We start from the raw sequence: 22,813 nt of genomic DNA, 5'->3' as shown, positions 1-22,813 counted from the left end.
ACCCTTGGTTTCCTGCATTTCTGCTTTGGGGTACAGAATGATATGAGAGATCCGAAATTCGATGTCGCACGCGCCCGCCTTGAAAAATTGTGGGCGGCGGGCAAGGAATTTCTGGGAACGGATTACGCCATCATGGCGGGTGCAATGTCCTGGGTTTCAGAACGTCATCTTGTGGCGGCGGTTTCAAATGCCGGTGGCTTTGGTGTGATTGCGTGCGGGTCGATGACCCCGGAATTGCTGTCGGCTGAAATCGCCGGGACCAAGGCCCTGACCAAAAAGCCGTTTGGCGTCAATCTGATCACCATGCACCCGATGCTTGATGACCTGATCGAGGTTTGCCGTGAGCATGAAGTCGGTCATGTCGTTCTGGCCGGTGGTCTACCGTCATCGGCAGCGATCAAGAAAGCCAAGGAATTTGCCAAGGTCATCTGTTTTGCTCCGGCACTGGTTTTGGCCAAAAAACTGGTGCGCTCGGGTGCGGATGCGCTGGTGATCGAAGGCAGCGAAGCTGGTGGTCATATCGGCCCGGTTTCCCTGACGGTTCTGGCGCAGGAAATCCTGCCGGAAATGCGCGATGTTCCGGTGTTCTGTGCCGGAGGCATCGCGCGCGGCGAAGCCATTACCGGATTGCTTGAACAGGGGGCGGCCGGTGTTCAGATCGGTACGCGACTGGTATGCGCAACCGAATGTATTGCGCATCCCGATTTCAAAAAGGCCTTCATTCGTGCCAGCGCACGCGATGCGGTCACCACGGTTCAGCTTGATGAACGTTTCCCGGTTATTCCGGTACGTGCCCTCGCCAATAAGGGAACAGATGAATTCCTTGAAACCCAGCGCAAGGTAATTGCCAAATTCCGCGCCGGTGAGGTTGATCAGGGTGAAGCCCAGCTTGAGATCGAACATTTCTGGGCCGGTGCGCTTCGCCGGGCTGTTATCGATGGTGATGTCGATGGCGGATCGGTTATGGCAGGACAGTCGGTTGGTATGGTAAAGAAAGAACAACCGGTATCCGAAATTCTGGAAGAACTGGTCGAACAGGCCGTTCAGTCCCTCGTTAGAAGAGACAGTTAAACCCGATGAGCATGCCGTCCGCCGCAGTCACTGGTCCGCGACGCCTGTTAAAGCGCGTTCGCGACGTCATGGCTGGTCCGGGGACGGCAGAAGAGCGCCTTGGGCAGATCGTGACCATCATCGCCGCCGATATGGTGGCGGAGGTATGTTCGGTCTATGTGATGCGCGCGGGCGAGGTGCTGGAACTTTTCGCGACCTGCGGTCTGGCACCGGCGGCGGTTCATATGACCCGCCTTCGGGTGGGCGAGGGGATTGTCGGTTATGTGGCGGCCCATGCGCGGCCCCTTAACCTTAAAGATGCGCAAGGCCATCCGAACTTTGCCTATCGTCCGGAAACCGGCGAGGAAATCTATCATTCCATGATCGGTGTGCCGATCCTGCGTGGGGGCCGTATCATTGGCGTCCTTGCCGTGCAGAACCGGACCGAACGTCTTTATTCAGAGGACGAGCAGGAAGCGCTTGAAAACGTTGCCATGGTGCTGGCCGAAATGGTCGCCGGTGGCGAGCTGGTCAGCCGCGATGAACTGATTCCGACCGACGGGATTGCGCTTTTGCCTTTGCGGCTTGGCGGGGCGCGTCTGGCACCGGGGATTGGCAAGGGCGTTGCGGTTCTTCATGAGCCGCGCATTGTCATCGACCGGATGGTGTCCGATGATCCGGACGAGGAACTGACCCGGCTTCGAGACGCCATGCGCGGGCTTCAGGACCATCTCGACAAAATGCTTGAAGCTGTTGCGGGAATGGATAGCAGTGGCGGCGATGATGATCCGGGCGATATTCTTGAAGCCTATAAAATGATTGCGCAGGATACCGGGTGGCTTAACCGCATTACCGAGGCGGTCCATACCGGCCTTACGGCGGAAGCAGCGGTTCAGAAGGTTCATGATGATACCCGTGCGCGCATGGCCCAGGTCAGCGATCCGTATCTGCGCGAACGTTTGCATGATCTTGAAGATCTGGCGAACCGTCTGCTGCAGCATCTTTCGGGGCAGTATCAGTCCCCGGCCTTTGGCGAGTTGCCCGACGATATCATTCTGGTGGCGCGAAATATCGGCCCGGCGGAACTTCTGGATTATGATCATACCCGCCTGCGCGGCCTTGCCCTTGAAGAAGGGTCGCATACGTCACATGTGGCAATTGTTGCGCGTGCGCTGGATATTCCGGTGCTGGGCGGGGTTAAAGGGGTTCTCGACAAGGTCGAAACCGGTGATCCGCTGATTGTCGATGCCGACAATGCACAATTGTTCGTCCGGCCAAGTGAAGATGTCCGTTCGGTTATTGACGGTGCGCTTCGTGCGCGGGCCGAGCGCAAGGCGCTTTATGCGCAGATGCGCGATATGCCGTCCCGGACATGCGACGAGATTGATATTTCGCTGAACGTCAATGCGGGGCTTTTGATCGATGTACCCCATGTGATTGAAAGCGGCGCGGACGGGATCGGGCTTTATCGGACGGAAATTCCATTTATGGTCAGATCGGCCATGCCAGATATTGGCGATCAGACCCGGCTGTACACCCGGATATTTGAACAGGCGGAAGGTCGTCCGGTCGTGTTTCGGACGCTTGATGTCGGGGGTGACAAATTGTTGCCCTATTGGGAGGATATGACAGAAGAGAACCCGGCGATGGGCTGGCGCTCGATCCGCATTACGCTGGATCGGCCTGCAGTGCTTGTTCATCAATTGCGCGCGTTGATCCGGGCCGCCCATGAGCGGGATCTGTATGTCATGTTCCCGATGATTGCCGAAGTCGCAGAGTTCGACCAGGCAAGGGCGCTTCTGGATCAGCAGTTGAAACGCGAAGCAGAACGCGGCTATGTACCGAACCGGGTCGAGGTTGGGGCGATGCTGGAGGTTCCGGCGCTGATATGGCAAGCACCGGCGCTTCTGGAGCGTGTCGACTTTTTGTCGGTTGGAACCAACGACCTGCTGCAGTTCATGTTCGCTGCTGATCGCGGAAACCCGCGGTTGGAAGGGCGATATGATACACTTTCGCCAAGTGTGTTTGCATTTATGCGGCAGCTTGTCACATTGTGTGACGAACGGAATGTGCGTCTGACCATCTGCGGCGAGATGGCCGGGCGACCACTTGAAGCGATGGCCCTGATCGGATTGGGTATTCGCCGCTTGTCCATGGCACCGGCTTCTATCGGTCCTGTAAAGGAAATGGTCCGGAGCCTGAATGTGAGAAGCGTTGAAGGATATGTCCTGTCGGTGATGGGAAGTTCGACCAAGTCATTGCGATCACGTCTTAAGGCTTTCGCAATAGATCACGGTGTAAAACTTTAAAAACAATCGCTTTTGGTGGGGATTCTGCTATTTTTATTGCTAGATCGTAACGTGGGGGTGCGGAGTTGGCGATCGGAAAGCGAAAGGAAGATCATTTGGACGAGCAATCCGGGGGGCGCTTGCGTTTCAGGCCTTTGCCTGGAAATGGGCCGTCAAATGACATTAAGATGGAAGCAGATACCGGTAATTCCGCTGACCAGACCGAGGTAGGACGCCTTTTGCGCCATACCAGGAACGGCCTTGGTCAGAGCGTGGAAGACGTTTGTCAGTTATTGCGTATCCGCAAGATTTATATCGAGGCGATCGAGAACAGCGATTATTCGGTGTTGCCCGGTGGCCCGTATGGTTTGGGCTTTGTTAAAGCCTATGCCGAACATCTCGGACTTGACGGGGCAGAAATCGTGCGGCGTTTCCGCGTGGAAAGCAATGCGCCCGCAGCCCGAAGCGAGCTTAGTTTCCCAAAACCTGTTCAGGAAAGTCGCGTTCCCGGTGGAGCGGTTCTTCTGATTGCGGCATTGCTTGGTATCGGTGCCTATGGTGGCTGGTATTACTTGTCGAGCCAGGGCAAAACGATTGCTGATCTCGTTGATCCGCTGCCTGAACGTCTTGCAAGTTATACGTCGGGTGGTGAGCAGGCCGTTCCGGAACGCAATCTTGAAAATGCGGCGGATGCCCGTGCGGCAGAAGTCGAGCCATCCGCATCGGCAGAGCAACCTGCCGAAACGGCGGAAGCGCCAGCGGATGATTCAAATGCACCTGCATCTGTCGTGACAGAACAGGAACCGGTGGCGGAAACCGCAGAAGCCCCGCAAGTGGCTGATACGGTACCGGCAGAAACACCTGCGGCACAGAACGAAGTTGCTGAAGCGCCTGCCCCGGCAGCGCAAGCACCGGAACAATCAACCGCACAGTCGCCGTCATCGGCACCAGTTGCACCAGCGGCGGAAACAGCTTCTGTTCCGGCAGCACCGGCTGTTGACGAAGTTGGTGGCGGGCGTGTGTTTGGTGCGGTCAATCTTGACAGCCGTGTTACCATTGAGGCGGTCGAAACCAGCTGGGTTCGCATTCGCGAAGGTGATGGCAACATCCTGCTGACCCGGATGCTGAGTGCGGGGGATACCTATCGCGTGCCCAATAAAAACGGGCTGATGCTTGAAGTCGGTAATGCCGGGGCACTTACCTACAGCATTGATGGCAAGGAAGCCTTGCCGGTCGGTGAATATGGTGCGGTGATTTCGGACTTCTCTCTTGATGTTGAGGCCCTTGAAGGGGCCGGTGTGGCACCGGCACAGTAGTGCCGATGCCCTCTCGTTATCATGAGGGCCCCAAAGATTTTGAAGAAAGCGGCCATATCAGGCCGCTTTTTTTATGACAGCTTTGCAAAATCTGACGGAAAAACCGTAAGGCAACGGTTTCTAATTGGCACTTGATAAGCTATATAGTCGGCCTAGAGACACAGATTTGCTTGGAACCGGAAATGAGCGTCCGCCCTTATCGAGATATTGAACGCCGCAAAAGCCGCAAGATCCGCGTTGGTAATGTGGAAGTTGGTGGAGACGCGCCGATTTCGGTGCAGTCGATGACCAATACCCTGACCACCGATGTTGCTGCGACCGTGGATCAGATCCTGCGCCTTGAAGAAGCAGGTGCCGATATTGTTCGCGTTTCCTGCCCGGATCGGGAGTCGACCGCGGTGCTTAAGGACATCATCAAGCAGGTGCATGTCCCGATCGTCGCCGATATACATTTCCATTACAAACGTGCCATCGAAGCCGCCGAAGCCGGTGCAGCGTGCCTGCGGATCAACCCGGGCAATATCGGATCGACCGATCGTGTACGTGAAGTCGTGAAGGCGGCAAAGGATCACGGCTGTTCGATGCGTATCGGGGTCAATGCCGGATCGCTTGAAAAGGAATTGCTGGAACGTTATGGCGAGCCCTGCCCGGAGGCGATGGTCGAAAGTGCGTTGAACCACGCCAAAATCCTTGAAGATCAGGATTTCTACGAGTTCAAGATTTCGGTCAAGGCATCGGATGTATTCCTTGCGGTTGCCGCCTATTACGGTTTGGCCGAGGCATGCGATTATCCTTTGCATCTGGGGATTACCGAGGCTGGTGGCCTTCGCGGTGGTACCGTTAAATCGGCGATTGGCATGGGCAACCTGCTGTGGGCCGGTATCGGCGATACGTTGCGTGTGTCGCTTTCGGCAGACCCGGTCGAGGAAATCCACGTTGGTTATGACATTCTGAAATCTCTGGGCCTTCGGACCCGCGGTGTGCAGATCATTTCCTGCCCGTCCTGTGCACGTCAGGGCTTTAACGTTGTCGATACCGTGGCGGAGCTTGAAAAACGTCTGGCGCACATTTCGACGCCGATTTCGCTGTCGATCATTGGCTGTATCGTCAATGGCCCGGGCGAGGCACGTGAAACCGATATCGGGCTTACCGGTGGCGGTGGTGGAAACCACAAGATGTATATTTCCGGTCGCCCGGATCACAATATCAGCACCGAAAAAATGGTCGACCATATCGTCGAACTGGTCGAGGAACGCGCCGCCAAGATCGAAGCCGAAGAAGCGGCAAAGCTGGCCGCGGCAGAATAGCGTAGCAGAATTGACGAATTTTGGCTTTCCGCCGTCCGGGTGGAAAGCTATTTTCATGTTCACATGAATTTGAGCCGATCATTTTGGCGCAAATATCTGGAATTCAAGTTAGATCGGAGACCCCAAAGTGGCATCGCTTCAACCCGTCCGTGGCACGCATGACCTTCTGCCTGAACAGAACCGTCTGCAGGATCATATCGCGCAGGTCGCGCGCGACATTGGCGAGTTGTATGGTTACCACCGCATGACCACGCCGATCTTCGAATTTACCGATGTCTTTGCACGGACCCTTGGCGATACGTCCGATGTCGTGACAAAGGAAATGTATACGTTCGAGGATCGCGGAGGTGAACAGATCACGCTACGCCCCGAAGGGACGGCCGGCATCGCGCGCGCCTACATCTCGAACGGGATGCAGCAGATGTCGCCGGTCAAGGTTTCCTACTATGGGCCGATGTTCCGTTATGAACGCCCGCAGAAAGGCCGCCAGCGTCAGTTCCACCAGATCGGTGCGGAGCTTCTGGGCGTCGAGCAGGTCGCGGGCGATATCGAAATGATCGCATACGGCGCGCATATCCTTAAAAGCCTTGGTCTTTGGGAAAGCATAACGCTTGAGCTTAACACCCTTGGTGATCCGGAAAGTAGGGCGGCATATCGCGACGTTCTGGTCGATTATTTCAAGGGACATTTCGACAGGCTGTCGGAAGATAGCCGGGCGCGTCTTGAAAAGAACCCGCTGCGTATCCTTGATTCCAAGGATAAAGGCGACAGGGAACTTGTGGCCAATGCACCGCTATTTGCCGAATATCTGAATGAACACAGTCAGGAATTCTTCAAGTCGCTGACTGGTGGACTTGGTGATATCGGGATCGGGTATGAGTTGAACCCGCGTCTGGTGCGTGGTCTGGATTACTATTGTCATACCTGTTTCGAGTTCACGACCAACACCCTTGGTGCACAGGGAACCGTGATGGCCGGTGGCCGTTACGATGGCCTGATTTCGACCATGGGTGGCCCGCAGACGGCTGGCGTTGGCTGGGCTGCAGGTGTTGAACGTCTGGCATTGATGGTCGGTGAAGCCCCGGCAGCACCACGCCCGGTTGCGCTGATCCCGATGGGGGATGCTGCCGAGGCACGATGCCGCACGCTGGCGCAGACTTTGCGTGAGGCGGGGATCGCGGTCGAGCTTGGCTATGCCGGTAACATGAAAAAGCGCATGAAGCGTGCGGACAAGGCCAATGCGCATCTTGCGGTTATTCTTGGCGATGACGAGTTGGCCAAGGGGATTGCACAGTTGCGCGACCTTGACAGTGGCGAGCAGCAGGAAATCGCACTTGATCAGCTTGCAGGCGTAATCGGCAAAAGGTAAGTGCAGGGTGACAGACGCATTCGCGCGTGAAGAAGCCGGAGACTGGCCACTGGATCGCCTGATGGTGATCGGGACCAATCATCGGCGCTCCAGCGAGGATACGCGTGACCGTCTGTTCATCGACGAAGCCCGCCTGCCGCAGTTCCTGTCGGCGATTTTGCAGGCCCGTTTGGGTCAGGCTATCGTAGTTTCGACCTGCAACCGCACTGAAATCCATTTGCTTGCGTCCGAAGCCGAACGCGGCCGGGAACGATTGATCGATCTTTTGGCGCTTTGGGCGGATATTGATCGCGACAAGCTGGCAAGCGAGCTTTATATCCGTTCCGGGCGCGATGCGTTGCGCCATGTGTTTGCGGTTGCCGCGTCGCTAGACAGTCTGGTGATTGGCGAACCGGAAGTCTTCGGACAGGTCAAGGATGCCCACCGGATCGCACGGCAGCATCAGCTTGTCGGACGCGAACTGGAACTGGTTTATCAGACGGCCTATGCCATTTCCAAAAAGGTGCGCAGCCGGACGGGGATCGGGCAGGGGGCGGTTTCGATTGCCGCGGCGGCACAGTCTGTTGCGCGTGACCTGCATGGTGATATTGCCAACTGCACATTGCTTTTGGCGGGTGCGGGGGACATGGGCGAACTGATTGCCGCATCCCTTGCCGAACGAGGTATGGGTCGGGTTCTTGTGACCGATAGACTGGCGGCACGGGCACGTCTTGTGGCGCGCCGTCTTGATTGCCACTGGTCGGAACTTGATGATCTGGATCGCTTGTTGGCCGAGGCGGACATGGTTCTGACCGCGGGTGGATCACGCCGCTATATTATTGACAAAACGCGCGCCCTTGCCGCAATCAAACGCAGACGATATCGGCCGGTTCTGATGATCGATACCGCCGTTCCCGGTGATATCGACCCGCAGGTTGACGAAATCGACGAAGTGTTCTTTTACCGGCTGGATGATCTTGAAAAAATTGCCGCCGAAGGGCGTGGCGGGCGTGAAGAAAAGGCCGACGAAGCCTGGGCGCTGATCGAGGAAGAGGTTGAACATTTCGTCCGTGTCCGGGCCGAGCGTGCCGCGATCCCGGCGATGGCGGATTTAAGAACGCATTTCGAAACGGTGCGTGATGATGCGCTGCGCGAGAGCCACGGTGATGCTGAAAAGGCAACCCGGCTTTTGATCAATAGGTTGTTGCATGCACCGACCCAAGCGCTTAAAGACCTTGCGGCAACCACGGATGGTGCGGGAACGGTCGAATGGATGAAGGCGCAAAAGCTTTTGACGCGTTTGTTCGCGTTGCAGTCCGAACCGAATGGCACCAAAGCCGAACAGAATTATGAACCCCCGAAGGAGGAAAAAGAGTGAGTCTGGACCCCGGTAAACTTGATGGCGTTGTACGCCGGTTCGACGAGCTCAAATCCCTGCTGTCAGGTGGAGCGGTGGATGGTGACTCGTTTGCCAAACTGTCGCGCGAATATGCCGAGCTGTCCCCGATTGTCGAAGCGGTCGAAAAGGTCAAAAAGCTTCGCGTTGATCTGGAAGGTGCGCAGGAAATTCTTGACGATGCGGGTTCTGATCGCGATATGCGCGAAATGGCCGAAGCCGAGAAATATGAAATCCTCGACGCGCTGCCGAAGGCCGAGCATGACGTGAAGCTGATGCTTCTGCCCAAGGATGATGCGGACGAAAAGAACGCCATCCTTGAAATTCGCGCCGGTACCGGTGGCGAGGAAGCTGCCCTGTTTGCCGCCGATCTGTATCGCATGTATCAGCGTTACGCGGAAAACCGCGGCTGGAAGTTCGAGCAGATGGACGCCAATGAAAACGATCTTGGCGGATACAAGGAAGTCATCGTCAACGTATCGGGTTCGGGCGTGTTTGCGCGCCTGAAATTTGAAAGTGGCGTGCATCGGGTGCAGCGTGTGCCCGTGACCGAAGGTGGCGGGCGCATTCATACCTCGGCGGCAACCGTTGCCGTTCTGCCCGAAGCCGAGGAGGTCGACATCCATATCGATCCAAAAGATTTGCGTATCGATACCTATCGTTCGCAAGGGGCGGGTGGCCAGCACGTTAACACCACGGACAGTGCGGTGCGTATCACCCATATTCCGACCGGTGTGGTCGCCGCCAGCCAGGAAGCAAAGTCGCAGCACAAGAACAAGGAAAAGGCGATGAAGATGCTGCTTTCGCGTCTGTATGATCAGGAGCGTGAAAGCAAGGACAGCGCGCGCGCAGCCGACCGCAAATCGCAGGTCGGTTCCGGGGATCGTTCTGAACGCATCCGCACCTATAACTTCCCGCAGGGGCGTGTATCGGATCATCGTATCAACCTGACCCTTTATCGACTGGATGATTTCATTACGGGCGGACCGTCGGTTGATGAAATGATTGATGCCCTGATTGCGGAAGATCAGGCCCAGAAACTGGCCGAGATCGAGAATTGATCCCATGACGGCAGACCATGCCACCACGACCGACAACTCGGTAACCCTTGGCGCGCTGATGGCCGAGGCGGTTGGCGCATTGCGTGATGCTGGTATCGAAAATGCCCGAATGGATGCCCGTATTCTTTTATCCGACGCAGCAGAAGTCGATGGCAGCCGGATTGCGGCACGGCCCGAGGATGTGGTTGCCAATGACCGTGCAGCAAAATTCCGGGACATGGTCGCACGCCGTTTGAAGCGCGAACCGGTATCACGCATTTTGGGGCAACGGGATTTCTGGCGTCACAGTTTCAAGCTGTCCCCCGAAACCCTTGATCCACGCCCCGATAGCGAGACGCTTGTCGAACTGGCTTTGGACTGGCTTGAAGACCGCGACGCGCCGACGGTTATTGATTTCGGAACCGGCACGGGATGTCTGTTGTTATCCATCGTCGGCGATCTGCAAAATGCCCGTGGGCTTGGCGTTGATATCAGTGCGGGGGCAGTTTCCTGCGCACGCGAAAATGCCGACCGCCTTGATCTTGGCGATCAGGTTGAGTTTCGTGTGTCGGACTGGGACAGTGCGATTACGGACGAGGAACGCCAGGAAGGTTTTGATCTGGTGGTGTCCAACCCGCCCTATATCACACGGGCAGATATGGAAATATTATCGCCTGAAGTACGCGAATATGATCCGCGTATGGCGCTGACCGATGAAGGTGACGGGCTTGGCGCGTATCGCATTCTGTCACAGGTTGCATTTTCACTCGTCAAACCGGCCGGGTTCGTGATTTTTGAAATCGGGCAAGGGCAGGAAGAAGACGTTGCCCGTCTTTTGGTCGAGGCCGGATTTGTCGGCGTGGAATATCGGGAGGATTTGGGGGGCATCGTGCGCTGCGTTGCAGCCAAAAAGACCCGCTGTTCTGTCGGGCGCTGTGTGATCTGACCGATCTGCCACGTCATTGCAAAAAAAATACGGGCATTGAAAAAAACAGTTGGAATAAGGCGTCAAGCCATATAGGTTGTTTTTACGGGCCGGGTGCCCGACGCGCTATGAAAGCGCCGTGTTCCCCTGTAAACAGTAATGAATCTCCGTTCCCTTTAAGGTTTTCGGCAGGTTTGTCGTAGTGCCGTTCAATCGGTGCTGTTTAGCGGGAAATATGTTTTTCAGACGGAGTGGTTCCGGGATTCCTTTATGAATCCGGATTTGTCCTTCAACACCAAAGACATGTTGATATGAGAAATAACAACAACAACAACAACAACAATAAGCGTCCGCGCGGTCGGCAGCAGCCGAATAAACGTCCTGTAAATCCGAAATTTCAGACTTTTGACAGTAACGGTCCGGACGGGCGCGTTCGTGGAAACGCCCAGCAGGTTTACGAAAAATACGTTTCGCTGGCGAAGGATTGTACTGACGATCCGGTCCTTGCTGAAAACTATTACCAGCATGCGGAACACTATCATCGTATTCTGCAAGCCGCGATTGACTGGGAAAACCAGCGTCGTGAAGAGCGTGGCGACAATAACAGCCCGCGTCCGCAGCGAAATGATCGCAATGACCGTAACGATCGGGGCAACAACCGCCCGAACCGTGACGAGCGCAGCGAGAACCAGAATGGGGACGACAGCAGCGACAATTCTGTCAATCAGGATGATGTTGCGGCGTCGGCAGATAATACGTCCAATGATACCGGCACCAATTCGGCCGATAGCAATGATGTTGCAGCTTCTTCTGCTGCTTCTTCCACGGACAACAACGATGGTGATGCTGCACCGGTAAAACGTGCACCGCGTGCACGCCGTGCTGCGCCGCGTGGTCGCCCGCCAAAAGCCGCATCCGAAGACAGCGATCAGCCATCTTTGGATATTGGCCCAGCTGATAATGCCGATGCTGATACCGATACGTCGGCGGACGGCGAAGAAAAGAAACCGCGCAAAGCTGCTGCCGGAACAAGCCGCACACGTGGCCGTCATCCGACAGCGCGTCGTGGCCGCAGCCGTGCTGCCGGTCGCGAAGATGGCGATGAAGGTACAAGCGAAGACAAATCAGCGGAACCGGTTTCCGCCTGATCATTTGGCTTGTCACGATTACAACAGACCCCGCCGGAGAAATCCCGCGGGGTTTGTTGTTTCCGGGCCCTCGAAGTGCCACGTTGCCACAGCTTTATTTACGGTGCTGTCAATTGGACTTCTTGATGTGAAACCCCGCATCCATAAATAGTTAATATGATGCAACTGCAGATTTTAACTGCTATCACTTGATGGAAGTATGACCTGCTGGAGGATCGAAAGGCATTTTAATGCATTGGGGTCTCTTCGCTAAAAGACAGGTAAACATTCTTGGGGGGTGAATGATGGGGGCAGGCTTGTTCCGCGTCATCATGGTACTGCTGTGGGCGCTTGGCGCTATGGTTGTCGCGCTTGGCGTTTTTAACGGTGATTATGAGCTGGCTTTGTTAGGGGCGGTTTGTTTTATCATTCCGATGTTCCTGCCGCTGGTTGTGATCGTGCTTAATCGTGCGCAATCATCCCCGTCGAAGAAAAAACAATCTGTATCACCAATGGTAGCGGCCAAGATGAAAGCCGAGGGCCAATGGGCCAAGGCCGAAGACCTGGAAGCGCGAAAGCTTCTTGATCCCAAGCCGTCAATCGTTCTGGGACGCTGGGGGGCTGAAAAGCGCCTGATCGGGGCATCGGGATTGCGCCGAGTGATAACATTCGCCAGCAAGCCGGAAGAATATTATCGCGCTTCGGCGGAGCCAAACGCCTTGCTCCATACTGGTGCGCTGTTTGTTTATGAACGTTATGGCAGCATCTATCGTGCGGTGCATGAGCGCCGCAAAAAACTTGGGCAGCGGATCATCGTGATTGATCCGCATGGTCAGGCCGGCGCAGAAACCGATCAGTTCAATCCATGCGATTTTATACGCCAGCAGGGCGAAGGATTAATTGCCGATGCCGGTTTGATTGCCGATACATTGTTGGCACCGGCATTTGTACAGGAACTGGACGAGCAGGAAACACGCGCGGCACGCACCCTTTTGCAGGGGTTCATTGTTTACACAATGCAAACCAGCCTGAAAGAAAGCAGAAGCCTTGCCGAAGTTCGCCGCAACCTGGTCATGCCATCGCACCGTTTCTATAAAATACTTGAGGATCTGATGGGGATTGAATCCGCAGATGGCAGGATTTCTGATATTGCCCTGACGATCCTTGATATGACCGAAGATCAGCGGATGTCGATTATCAAGGCGTGCCGGATGGCAACGGCCGATTTTGACAATCCGGCGATTGCACGTGTCGTCAGCAATAGCACATTTGGTATGGATGATCTGACGGGGCGACCGGTATCCATTTTCATTGTCGGTCAAATGGGAGGTGACACACCGGCCACCCAAACCGCATTCAGCCGGGTGATGATTGGTGCGATGATGCAGCTGATTGCCCGCCGGGACTGGAAAAGCGGGGATGCAGAATTTCTGGTGTTGCTGGACGGTATCGAGGCCGTTGGCCGGATGCCGTTGTTTGAACGTCTTTTGGGTGGCGGGTTTGGCGATGGCATGATCATCTGGCCCGGTTTTTCCGGTGTTAGCGGCCTGATGGATGTTTGCCTGAATTGGGAAAATGTTGTCGGGAAGGCGGATGCGATTTCGGTGCTGAGCCAGGATGGGGCTTTCAACCTGGATTGGGTTGCCGGACTGACTGCGATGTCGAAATTTGACGATACCGGGGGTGGTGTAAGCGGTGATCGCCCGGTGCATCTGCGACCCCAGGACAATCAGCCAATCCTGCGATCAACCGAAGTTGCGCGCTTCCCGGTCGAAGAACAGATCCTGTTTCGTAAAGGAACCCCGCCGATCCGGGCGTACCGGATCGACTGGTACCATGACGAGATGTTTCAGGGCATGGCCGTACATGCCCCGACATTCAGCTAGCGTTATGCAACTGTGACTACATCCTCCGGATGGATGGCACCGGAACCGAGTGCTTCGACATAAACCCCCATATAAAGGTGGTTCATACCTTTACGCAGCAGCAGGGGCACATTGATGTCGGACTCTGCCGTGCCGGGGTTGACGCTGGTTGCTTTGCAGCGCGTGATCGGGTGGATAACGCGGAAATCTACGCCATTAATCTGAATGATCTGGCCTTCTTCCCATTTCAGTTCCGCCCATGGTTCAAGCCCGTCAATCAGCAGATTACCGCGGAAGCGCATCGGATCGATTTCTGTCTGGGCGACACGGTCGCCGAAATCGCGCACCGATGCCAGATTGATGATCGAGATATAGGGTTCCTTCATGTCGCCGAAGCTGACATCGGGGACAGAATAAATTCTGGGCGTTCCGGCGATCTCGTTTTTCAGGAATGCCGAGAGGAAATCCTCGACCACGGTGCGGCCCATCTTGTCTTCAAGATTGCCTTTGCAGATCACGCGACCATTGCGAAGGATTGCCAACGTCGTGGTTGCATCGTCATATTCGATGCCAAGTTCGGCCAGCTTGGGCGTGTTAACCAGTTGCAGGAAATTGCTTTTGCGCGCCCATTCATGCACACCGTCCTGACCAACCGATGATTGGGTGGCGATGATGAAGCGACGATCATCTTGCAGCATCTTGTGTGCAGTGATGTCGGCGGCAGGCATTTCAATGCCGCTGAGCCCTTTGACGGGGTAACGTTTGATGGCTTTAAGCTGGACAGTCATGGCATTCGATCCTGTGTGGCATAATATGCATATCGGCAAACGGGGCGGGCCGGGTTGCAAGCCGTAAAAATATGAAGGGCGACGTTAATGCCTTGCATTCCCAAGGGCAAGACTTCCTGTGCGGTCTTGCGCAACGGATTTGCCGGGAATGACAGTGCTTTTCGTCGCAATCTTGAATGATGCCAGAAAACGGTTTTGCGATGCACAATTAATTCTTGCAACTTTTGTAGGGGTATCGTCTTGCAAAGCCCTGAAACTGAGACATATCAAAGACGTCGGCAATGGAAAGGGTGATAATTTCCATTGTGGATAAAACCACTTAAGGTCGCGGATGCTTCCAAGAAGGTCCGCATGTTACGATACTGTTGGCTCAAGGAGTGACAGGCATGGAATTCGAAAAATTTACGGACCGGTCCAAAGGCTTTCTTCAGGCGGCGCAATCATTGGCGCTGCGTGAAAACCATCAGCAGTTTGTGCCGATCCACCTTCTGAAAGTGCTGCTTGACGACGAAGAAGGTCTGGCAGCCAATCTTATCAAGGCGGCGGGCGGAAAGCCGAAAACGGCACAGGATCGCTGTGCGCAGGAATTGGCAAAACTGCCCAAGGTATCGGGCGGCAATGGCCAGATTTATCTGTCGTCCGACTTTGCCCGGTTGATTGATCAGGCACAGGAAGTCGCCAAGAAAGCCGGTGACAGCTATGTCACCGCTGAACGGTTGTTGCTGACCATTGCACTTGATCCGAAATCGGTTGCGGGCAAGGTTCTGGCCGATGCAGGATTGACCGCACAGGCTCTTAACGGGGCGATTAACGATATCCGCAAAGGCCGCACGGCCGATAGTTCCGGTGCGGAAAGCCAGTATGACGCGCTTAAGAAATACGCGCGTGATCTGACCGCGGCGGCACGAGAAGGCAAACTTGATCCGGTGATTGGCCGTGATGAAGAAATTCGGCGCGCGATTCAGGTGCTGTCGCGCCGGACAAAAAACAACCCGGTTCTGATCGGCGAGCCCGGCGTGGGTAAAACCGCCATTGCCGAGGGTTTGGCGTTGCGCATCGTCAAGGGTGACGTGCCTGAAACGCTTAAGGACAAAAAGCTTCTGTCGCTTGATCTTGGTGCGCTGATTGCCGGTGCCAAGTTCCGCGGCGAGTTTGAAGAACGCCTGAAAGCGGTTATGTCCGAGATCGAGGCCGAAGCAGGGCAGATTGTTCTGTTCATCGATGAATTACACACGCTGGTCGGAGCCGGAAAGGCAGAGGGATCGATGGATGCCTCCAACCTTTTGAAACCGGCACTGGCGCGCGGTGAGCTTCACTGTGTCGGGGCAACGACCCTGGACGAATACCGGCAGCATATTGAAAAGGACGCGGCTCTTGCCCGTCGTTTCCAGCCGGTCTTTGTTTCAGAACCCAGTGTTTCCGACACGGTTTCGATCCTGCGTGGCATCAAGGAAAAATACGAACTCCATCACGGGGTGCGTATTGCCGATAATGCGCTGGTAGCGGCGGCAACGCTTTCGAACCGGTACATTACCGACCGTTTCCTTCCCGATAAGGCGATTGACCTTATGGATGAGTCGGCGTCGCGTCTTCGGATGGAACTTGATTCCAAGCCCGAAGAAATCGACGAACTTGATCGCCGCATCATTCAGCTGAAGATCGAGCGCGAAGCCCTTAAGAAGGAGGAAGACCGGGCATCGAAAGATCGTCTAGGACGCCTTGATAAGGAATTGGCCGAACTTGAGGGCAAATCGGCGGAGCTGACCGCGAAATGGGAAGCCCAGAAAAAGGAACTGGCGGCATCGACCCATATCAAGGAACAGCTTGACCAGGCACGCGGCGAACTTGAACGCGCGATGCGTGACGGGCGTCTGGACCGTGCCGGGCAGCTTCAATACGAAGAAATCCCGGCACTGGAACGGTTGCTTGAAAAGGCCGAAGACGATCAGGCCGACGGCATGAAAGAAGAAGCGGTGACCGAAAAGCACATCGCTTCGGTCGTGTCGCGCTGGACGGGTATTCCGGTTGACAAGATGCTGGAAGGCGAACGTGAAAAACTGCTTGGGATGGAAGATATCCTGCGCAAACGCGTCGTCGGTCAGGATGAAGCGGTGCGGTCGATTTCGAATGCGGTGCGCCGTGCGCGTGCCGGGTTGCAGGACCCGAACCGGCCGATGGGATCGTTCCTGTTCCTTGGTCCGACAGGGGTTGGTAAAACCGAATTGACCAAGGCGCTTGCACAGTTCCTGTTTGATGATGAACAGGCCATGGTTCGCATTGATATGTCGGAATTCATGGAAAAACATGCGGTGTCGCGGCTTATCGGTGCGCCTCCGGGCTATGTCGGGTACGAAGAAGGCGGTTCGCTGACCGAAGCTGTGCGGCGGCGTCCTTATCAGGTGGTGCTGTTTGACGAAGTTGAAAAAGCCCATCCCGATGTGTTCAACGTTCTGTTGCAGGTTCTTGACGAAGGTCGTTTGACCGACGGGCAGGGACGCACGGTCGACTTCCGTAATACGTTGATCATCCTGACGTCGAACCTGGGGGCCGACATTCTGGCCAATCAGGAAGAAGGCCATGACAGCAGCGAATTGCGCAGCCAGGTGATGGAAGTCGTGCGGGCGTCGTTCCGCCCGGAGTTCCTGAACCGGTTGGACGAAGTGCTTCTTTTCCATCGCCTGAAACGTGCCCAGATGGATACGATTGTCGATATCCAGTTGGGTCGTCTTGAAAAGCTGCTGTTTGATCGCAAAATCACCCTGCAGCTTGACGAGTTCGCCAAAAGCTGGCTGGCCGATAAGGGGTATGACCCGGTCTATGGTGCGCGTCCGCTTAAACGGGTTGTTCAGCGCTATCTGCAAAACCCGCTTGCAATGCAAATCCTTGAAGGTGGGATCAAGGATGGCGATACCATCCCGGTTTCTGCTGAAGGCGGTCAGTTACTTCTGAACGGCAAGAAGGTCGAACTGGTCGACTGATCATCGCAGATTTGAAATCTTGCAAAACCCCGGTCCCGGATCGGGGTTTTGTCTTTTCAAGGCTATGATCTGCCTGCAGGATGATGAAAATACCAAATCCAAGGGGACATCCATGCGATCACTGCCACCAAAACCCAAGACCTTTACCCGATTGATTGTGTCCGCGTCGTTTCTGGCCCTGATGGCCGGACTATCGGTCGATGCATCTGCGCAATCGTTTTTTGACAAGGCTAAGGAAGCACTTGGCAGCGTGACAGGGAACACGACTGGCAGCGGATCGGGCAGCAGTTCGGCGTCGATGGCGGGGGTGTCCGATGAAACGGTTTCCGATGCCCTGCGTCAGGCGCTTGATAAGGGGGTTGAGGTTGTCACCACCGATCTTGGCGTGACGGATGGCTTCAATGCCGATCCGGTGGCGCATATTCCGCTGCCTGATAGCGTCAAGCATGCGCAATCCCTGCTAAGTGCTGCCGGGCTTGGCAGTTATGGCGAGGAAATTGAATTGCGAATGAACCGTGCGGCCGAACAGACCATGCGGGATGCCGGTGATATTCTCGCCGATGCTGTCAGCCGCATGACGCTTGAAGACGCCAAAGGCATTCTGGACGGGCCGGAAGATGCCGCGACGAAATATCTGCGCCGTGTATCGGGCGGGGATATCGAAAGCAGATTGCGGCCGGTAATTGGCGAAGCATTGGCCGAAACCGGCGCGTTGCAGCTTTATGATCAGATGATGGGGCAGTACGACACATTGCCGATGGTGCCCGATATCAAGGCATCACTTTCCGATCATGCCACCGACAAGGCGATGGATGGCCTGTTTTATTACATCGCAAAACAGGAAGCCGATATCCGCAACGACCCGGCGCGTTGGACAACGGATGTGTTGAAAAAGGTCTTTTCGACTGTGAACTGAACGGCTTAGCTATAACGTTCGGGAAGCTGTTGCCAGCGTTTGCGCATGGCGTTGATTTTATCATCGGGGACGCCATGGATATTGCCAAATCGTCCATGGCATTCGATGATCTGCAATGCGGCATGGTGGCGTTCCGCCATGTCGAGATAGGCCTGCATTTCCCAGATTTCACTAAATGTGTTGGAAACAACGACGCTTTGCCCGGCTGATAGATGCCCGTCGCATTCGGCTTCGCAGCGTGCATGAACGTCACGCAGTTTGCGGCTATCAAACCGGTAATTGCCGCTGCGGTCGATCATGAACTGATCGGCTTCGAGATGGACTGCATCGGTTATCTGGCAAATCGCGGCGGCAAGGGTTGATTTTCCTGATCCGGGAAGGCCCCGGATCAGGGTTAATATCGGTTTGTCCGCCAAATGATTTGCCATTGGTTCCTGTTACTGCCCACCACGCTTGCGCTGATACAGGGCATCAAGAGCCTGACCATAGGCTGCCTTGATCTTGTGGCGGCGGATTTTCATTGATGGCGTCAGCATCTCGTTATCAATCGAGAACGGGCTTTCGGCGAAGGTAAAGCTTCTGACCTTTTCAATCGTCGAAAGACGGCGATTGACATGATCAACCGCGGTGCGGATTTTTTTGCGGAATTCCTCGTTCTCGCCAAGGAGATCAATATTGTTCTCGATCCCGTTTTCCTTGGCGAATTCGCGCATGAAATCCTCGTCCGGCCACAGGACAGCAACCAGATAAGGTTTGTCGTCGCCGTAAACCATCGCCTGGGAAATTTCGGTTTCCAGCGTCAGAAGACCCTCGATCCGTTGGGGCGAGATATTGTCGCCCCCGGAATTGACGATGATATCCTTTTTGCGGTCCGTGATGACAAGGCTGCCTTCTTCGTCGAACTTGCCGATATCCCCGGTATGCAGCCAGCCATCTATGATGGTGGCAGCAGTGACTTCGGGCAGGTTCCAGTACCCCTTCATCATGCTTTCGCCGCGCAGCAGGATTTCACCGTCATCGGCAATTTTTGCTTCGGCTCCGACCATCGGCGGGCCAACAGTACGCAATTTGTTGTTTTCGGCACGGTTGCACGAAACGACTGGGGCAAATTCGGTTTGGCCATATCCCTGAAGGATACGAATGCCGCACGAAACAAACAGAACGCCAAGTTCGTAGTTCAGCGGACCGCCACCCGATACCATGGCCTTGATCCGGCCGCCGAAACGCTGGCGTAATTTACGGCGCAACAGAATCTCGCAAACGAAATTCTGGATTTTTTCAATCAGGCTGAGGGATTGTTTTTCGTAAGTCTTGCGACCAAGCTTGAGCGTCAGATTAAACAGCTTCTGCTTGAAGCCGCCTTCTTTTTCGACCATGCGGCTCATGCGCTGATAGAGCATTTCATAAAGGCGCGGCACCGCCGTCATGATGGTCGGACGAACTTCGGCAAGGTTTGCCGCGAGCCGATCAAGGCTTTCGGCGTAATAGATCTGTGCGCCGATGCTCATCGGAAAATAAAGGCCCGCGGTATGTTCGTAGGAATGCGACAGCGGCAGGAAGGACAGGAAGACCTCTTCCTCGATCCCCAGCGTTTCGATGATATCAAACGCCCCCATGCAGTTTGACAGGATCGCCCCGTGGCTGAGCATAACGCCCTTGGGCGCGCCGCCCGTGCCGGATGTGTATATCAGGCAGGCAAGCTGATCGCGTTCAATATTGGCAACCCATGCATCGACATCATCAGTCAGTCCACGCCCCTGCGAAATCATATCTTCCCAGCGGGTGATGGTGATGTCACCGACAAAGCTTTGGCCCCAGTCTTCCATCATGATCGCATGGCGGCAGCGCCCGCTATCAAGGGCAGCATGCAGGAACGGCTGGGCGAGTTTTTTGGTCGATATGATGGCAATGCCTGCACCGCTGTCTTCGATCGCGTGCAGATGATCGCGTTCGGTATTGGTGGTATAGGCGGGAACGGTCAGGGCACCAACACACATGATCGCCAGATCGGCAATACCCCATTCGGTGCGGTTTTCCGACACCAGCAAAACCCGATCGCCGGGGCGAACCCCGATTTTATAAAGTGAGCGCGCCAATGCGCGCACCTGATCGGCGGCGTCATTCCAGCTGGTCGGGACAAACTCATCTGTCTCACCATCCTTGGTCCATAAGAACGGTGCATCCCCGTATTTTTCAGCCTGTTTGAAAAACATCGACGGCAAGTTCTGCCAATCGGCATAATCCTGCAAATTCGTCATGACGCTTCCTTGCCTTGTTGTCGTTTCTCTTACCTTCATACAGTGATCTTGGTGTCACTGTTTACGTCTGTCACCGCATTGTGATCGCAAACTATCAAAAGTTCGGCGCTTCCATCACAGATGCACGGGGCCACATTGCTTTTGTTATCAGGGATTGCGGCATTACGCAGCCGGAAAATGATCTTTGAACCGTTCAAATGCGTGCGACTTCACACCTTAGGAAAAAATCGTTGGGTTCCATCGATGATAGCGATTTCACAAGCCGGGTTCAAAACGCTATTGTCGGTACTGAAATTCGCCCCGTTTGATGTGCGCGCACAGACAAAGCTGTGATCGGCACTGGCGCAGGCCCCCCGGCCAGCATATATCGGGGCATGGATGTTTCGGGCCTGAATGCAAAAGGCATGATGACATAATCGACTGTCTGGAGGACAAATGAACGCGACCGACAAGAATTTGCCGACCTGGGATCTGTCCGATCTCTATAACGATCCCAAAGACCCGGCCATCCGGCGTGATCTTGATGATGCCAAAGCCCGCTCGGACGCCTTCCAGAAAAACTATCAGGGCAAGCTTGCCGGTCTTTCGGGGAATGAACTTGCCGCCGCAATTGCCGAATATGAAGCCGTCAGCGAAGTCTGTGGCCGGATCGGATCGTTCGCGCAGCTGCTGTATGCAGGTGATAGCTCGGACGCGGCGATTGGCCAATTCTACCAATCCGTTCAGGAAGAAATGACCAGCATTTCCAGCCTGTCGCTGTTCTTCGGGCTTGAAATCAACCGGATTGAGGAAGAGGTGCTTTCGACAAAATATAACGAAAGTGCCGCCCTTTGCCGTTATCGCCCGTGGCTTGATGAAAACCGTGCTTTCCGTCCGCACCAACTTTCGGACGAGGTCGAGCAGGTCCTGCATGAACGCCGCGTTGCCGGTTCAAGTGCATGGGTGCGTTTGTTCGATCAGACGATGGCCGATCTGCGTTTCCCGATGAATGGCGAAGAACTGACCATGTCGGATGTCGCCAATATGCTGTCTTCGACCAAGGTGGCGGAACGCAAGGCAGCGGCAAAATCGATTGGCGATGTCCTGGGCAAAAACATCAAGCTTCTGGCCCATATCACCAATACGCTGGCCAAGGACAAGGAAATTGACGACCGGCTGCGTAAATTCGCAACCCCCGTGTCGGCGCGCAACCTGTCAAACCAGGTCGAAGACGATGTTGTCGAGGCGCTGAATTCCGCAGTCGCCAGCAGTCATGCCGATCTGTCGCATCGGTATTACCGCCTCAAAGCCAAATGGTTTGGCGTTGATCAGCTTGATTACTGGGATCGCAATGCGCCGCTTCCAGATGATGATGATCGCCATATCGATTGGGACACGGCGCGTAAAACCGTCCTTAAGGCATATGGTGAATTTTCGCCCGAGCTCGCTGAAGTCGGTCAGAAATTCTTTGATAATCCGTGGATTGATGTGCCGCCGCGTGCCGGCAAATCATCTGGGGCCTTTGCTCATCCGACCGTGCCGTCAGCCCACCCGTACCTTCTGCTGAACTATCACGGCAAAACGCGCGACGTGATGACGCTGGCGCACGAACTTGGCCATGGGGTTCATCAGGTTCTTGCCGGGGAGCAGGGCTATTTCCTGTCTGACACGCCGCTGACCTTGGCGGAAACCGCGTCTGTTTTTGGTGAAATGCTGACCTTCCAGTCGATGCTGCGTGCGGAAACCGATCCGAAGATGAAACGCATCATGCTGGCTGGCAAGGTCGAGGATATGCTCAACACCGTCGTGCGCCAGATCGCGTTCTTTGAATTTGAAAAACGCGTTCATACCAAACGCCGCGAAGGAGAATTGACGGTCGATGAGATCTGCGAGATCTGGCTTGCCGTACAACATGAAAGTCTGGGTGATGCGATCCGGTACGAGGACGAGTACAAATATTACTGGTCCTATATCCCGCATTTCATCCATTCGCCGTTTTATGTTTACGCCTATGCGTTTGGCGATTGCCTCGTGAATTCGCTGTATGACGTTTATGAAAATGCCGAAGACGGTTTCCAGCAGAAATATTTCGAAATGCTGAAAGCCGGTGGCACCAAACGCCATCAGGAACTGCTGGCACCGTTCGGTTTGGACGCCTCCGATCCGGCATTCTGGCAGCGCGGCCTTAACATGATCAAACGCATGATCGACGAGTTGGAGGAACTTTCCTGA

The 22,813-nt window shown here is 55.1% G+C and carries 16 protein-coding genes; 13 read left to right on the top strand and 3 right to left on the bottom strand.

Annotation, left to right across the window (positions count from 1 at the left end; genetic code table 11):
- Nucleotides 1-42 precede the first annotated feature (42 nt).
- The 10 genes from IT971_RS15725 (at nt 43) to IT971_RS15680 (ending at nt 13,683) form a co-directional block, all read left to right on the top strand.
- Nucleotides 43-1,071, top strand: a complete 1,029-nt coding sequence (locus IT971_RS15725) for a nitronate monooxygenase family protein (protein ID WP_037991039.1) — start codon at nt 43-45, stop codon at nt 1,069-1,071.
- A 5-nt stretch (nt 1,072-1,076) separates the two neighbouring features.
- Complete coding sequence (gene ptsP, locus IT971_RS15720; RefSeq protein ID WP_007091121.1) at nt 1,077-3,359, top strand: phosphoenolpyruvate--protein phosphotransferase; 2,283 nt, start codon at nt 1,077-1,079, stop codon at nt 3,357-3,359.
- A 167-nt stretch (nt 3,360-3,526) separates the two neighbouring features.
- On the top strand, nt 3,527-4,654 hold the full coding sequence (locus tag IT971_RS15715) for a RodZ domain-containing protein (RefSeq protein WP_063092371.1): 1,128 nt from the start codon (nt 3,527-3,529) through the stop codon (nt 4,652-4,654).
- Nucleotides 4,655-4,836: 182 nt separating this feature from the next.
- Nucleotides 4,837-5,961, top strand: coding sequence for a flavodoxin-dependent (E)-4-hydroxy-3-methylbut-2-enyl-diphosphate synthase (gene ispG, locus IT971_RS15710; RefSeq protein ID WP_063092372.1), 1,125 nt, complete (start codon nt 4,837-4,839; stop codon nt 5,959-5,961).
- 127 nt (nt 5,962-6,088) lie between these two features.
- The gene (gene hisS / locus IT971_RS15705; protein ID WP_063092373.1) at nt 6,089-7,330 is read left to right on the top strand and encodes a histidine--tRNA ligase; all 1,242 of its coding nucleotides are present in this window, start codon (nt 6,089-6,091) and stop codon (nt 7,328-7,330) included.
- Between the two features lie 7 nt (nt 7,331-7,337).
- A complete protein-coding gene (hemA, locus tag IT971_RS15700; RefSeq protein WP_063092374.1) occupies nt 7,338-8,687 on the top strand; it encodes a glutamyl-tRNA reductase in 1,350 nt (449 codons plus the stop codon).
- Nucleotides 8,684-9,766 (top strand): peptide chain release factor 1, encoded by a 1,083-nt coding sequence (gene prfA / locus IT971_RS15695; RefSeq protein WP_007091116.1) that lies wholly within the window; start codon nt 8,684-8,686, stop codon nt 9,764-9,766. Before hemA ends, prfA begins: the two co-directional genes overlap by 4 nt.
- A gap of 4 nt (nt 9,767-9,770) precedes the next feature.
- Entirely contained in the window at nt 9,771-10,691 is a 921-nt protein-coding gene (gene prmC, locus IT971_RS15690) for a peptide chain release factor N(5)-glutamine methyltransferase (protein WP_007091115.1), read from the top strand.
- Between the two features lie 290 nt (nt 10,692-10,981).
- Nucleotides 10,982-11,818, top strand: coding sequence for a DUF4167 domain-containing protein (locus IT971_RS15685; protein ID WP_037990215.1), 837 nt, complete (start codon nt 10,982-10,984; stop codon nt 11,816-11,818).
- A gap of 281 nt (nt 11,819-12,099) precedes the next feature.
- Nucleotides 12,100-13,683, top strand: a complete 1,584-nt coding sequence (locus tag IT971_RS15680) for a type IV secretory system conjugative DNA transfer family protein (protein ID WP_223305192.1) — start codon at nt 12,100-12,102, stop codon at nt 13,681-13,683.
- A gap of 2 nt (nt 13,684-13,685) precedes the next feature.
- Here the strand turns inward: IT971_RS15680 and IT971_RS15675 are convergent, their stop codons facing one another.
- Nucleotides 13,686-14,450: an MOSC domain-containing protein gene (locus IT971_RS15675; protein WP_007091112.1), complete on the bottom strand. Its 765-nt coding sequence runs from the start codon at nt 14,448-14,450 to the stop codon at nt 13,686-13,688.
- Nucleotides 14,451-14,836: 386 nt separating this feature from the next.
- Here IT971_RS15675 and clpB point away from each other — a divergent pair, with 386 nt between their 5' ends.
- Together clpB and IT971_RS15665 are read left to right on the top strand one after the other, a co-directional pair.
- A complete protein-coding gene (gene clpB, locus IT971_RS15670; protein ID WP_063092377.1) occupies nt 14,837-17,428 on the top strand; it encodes an ATP-dependent chaperone ClpB in 2,592 nt (863 codons plus the stop codon).
- Nucleotides 17,429-17,540: 112 nt separating this feature from the next.
- Entirely contained in the window at nt 17,541-18,344 is an 804-nt protein-coding gene (locus IT971_RS15665) for a DUF4197 domain-containing protein (RefSeq protein ID WP_223305190.1), read from the top strand.
- A 5-nt stretch (nt 18,345-18,349) separates the two neighbouring features.
- Here the strand turns inward: IT971_RS15665 and IT971_RS15660 are convergent, their stop codons facing one another.
- Nucleotides 18,350-18,772: an ATP-binding protein gene (locus tag IT971_RS15660; protein WP_082822644.1), complete on the bottom strand. Its 423-nt coding sequence runs from the start codon at nt 18,770-18,772 to the stop codon at nt 18,350-18,352.
- Nucleotides 18,773-18,781: 9 nt separating this feature from the next.
- Nucleotides 18,782-20,602, bottom strand: a complete 1,821-nt coding sequence (locus tag IT971_RS15655; protein WP_063092379.1) for a long-chain fatty acid--CoA ligase — start codon at nt 20,600-20,602, stop codon at nt 18,782-18,784.
- A gap of 435 nt (nt 20,603-21,037) precedes the next feature.
- On the opposite strand from IT971_RS15655, the gene IT971_RS15650 reads away from it, so the two are divergent.
- On the top strand, nt 21,038-22,813 hold the full coding sequence (locus IT971_RS15650; protein WP_063092380.1) for a M3 family oligoendopeptidase: 1,776 nt from the start codon (nt 21,038-21,040) through the stop codon (nt 22,811-22,813).

It is taken from the genome of Thalassospira sp. B30-1, from assembly GCF_015767575.1.
Classification (GTDB): Bacteria; Pseudomonadota; Alphaproteobacteria; order Rhodospirillales; family Thalassospiraceae; genus Thalassospira; species Thalassospira xiamenensis.
This window is presented reverse-complemented; position numbering and strand designations above follow the sequence as displayed.

Bases quoted from the DNA above. Each gene is read 5' to 3' on its own strand.
- IT971_RS15655 (WP_063092379.1), bottom strand. From the start codon at position 20,602: ATGACGAATTTGCAGGATTATGCCGATTGGCAGAACTTGCCGTCGATG.
- IT971_RS15660 (WP_082822644.1), bottom strand. From the start codon at position 18,772: ATGGCAAATCATTTGGCGGACAAACCGATATTAACCCTGATCCGGGGC.
- ptsP (WP_007091121.1), top strand. From the start codon at position 1,077: ATGAGCATGCCGTCCGCCGCAGTCACTGGTCCGCGACGCCTGTTAAAG.
- prmC (WP_007091115.1), top strand. From the start codon at position 9,771: ATGACGGCAGACCATGCCACCACGACCGACAACTCGGTAACCCTTGGC.
- IT971_RS15725 (WP_037991039.1), top strand. From the start codon at position 43: ATGAGAGATCCGAAATTCGATGTCGCACGCGCCCGCCTTGAAAAATTG.
- IT971_RS15650 (WP_063092380.1), top strand. From the start codon at position 21,038: ATGAACGCGACCGACAAGAATTTGCCGACCTGGGATCTGTCCGATCTC.
- IT971_RS15715 (WP_063092371.1), top strand. From the start codon at position 3,527: ATGGAAGCAGATACCGGTAATTCCGCTGACCAGACCGAGGTAGGACGC.
- ispG (WP_063092372.1), top strand. From the start codon at position 4,837: ATGAGCGTCCGCCCTTATCGAGATATTGAACGCCGCAAAAGCCGCAAG.
- IT971_RS15680 (WP_223305192.1), top strand. From the start codon at position 12,100: ATGATGGGGGCAGGCTTGTTCCGCGTCATCATGGTACTGCTGTGGGCG.
- IT971_RS15675 (WP_007091112.1), bottom strand. From the start codon at position 14,450: ATGACTGTCCAGCTTAAAGCCATCAAACGTTACCCCGTCAAAGGGCTC.
- clpB (WP_063092377.1), top strand. From the start codon at position 14,837: ATGGAATTCGAAAAATTTACGGACCGGTCCAAAGGCTTTCTTCAGGCG.
- IT971_RS15685 (WP_037990215.1), top strand. From the start codon at position 10,982: ATGAGAAATAACAACAACAACAACAACAACAATAAGCGTCCGCGCGGT.
- IT971_RS15665 (WP_223305190.1), top strand. From the start codon at position 17,541: ATGCGATCACTGCCACCAAAACCCAAGACCTTTACCCGATTGATTGTG.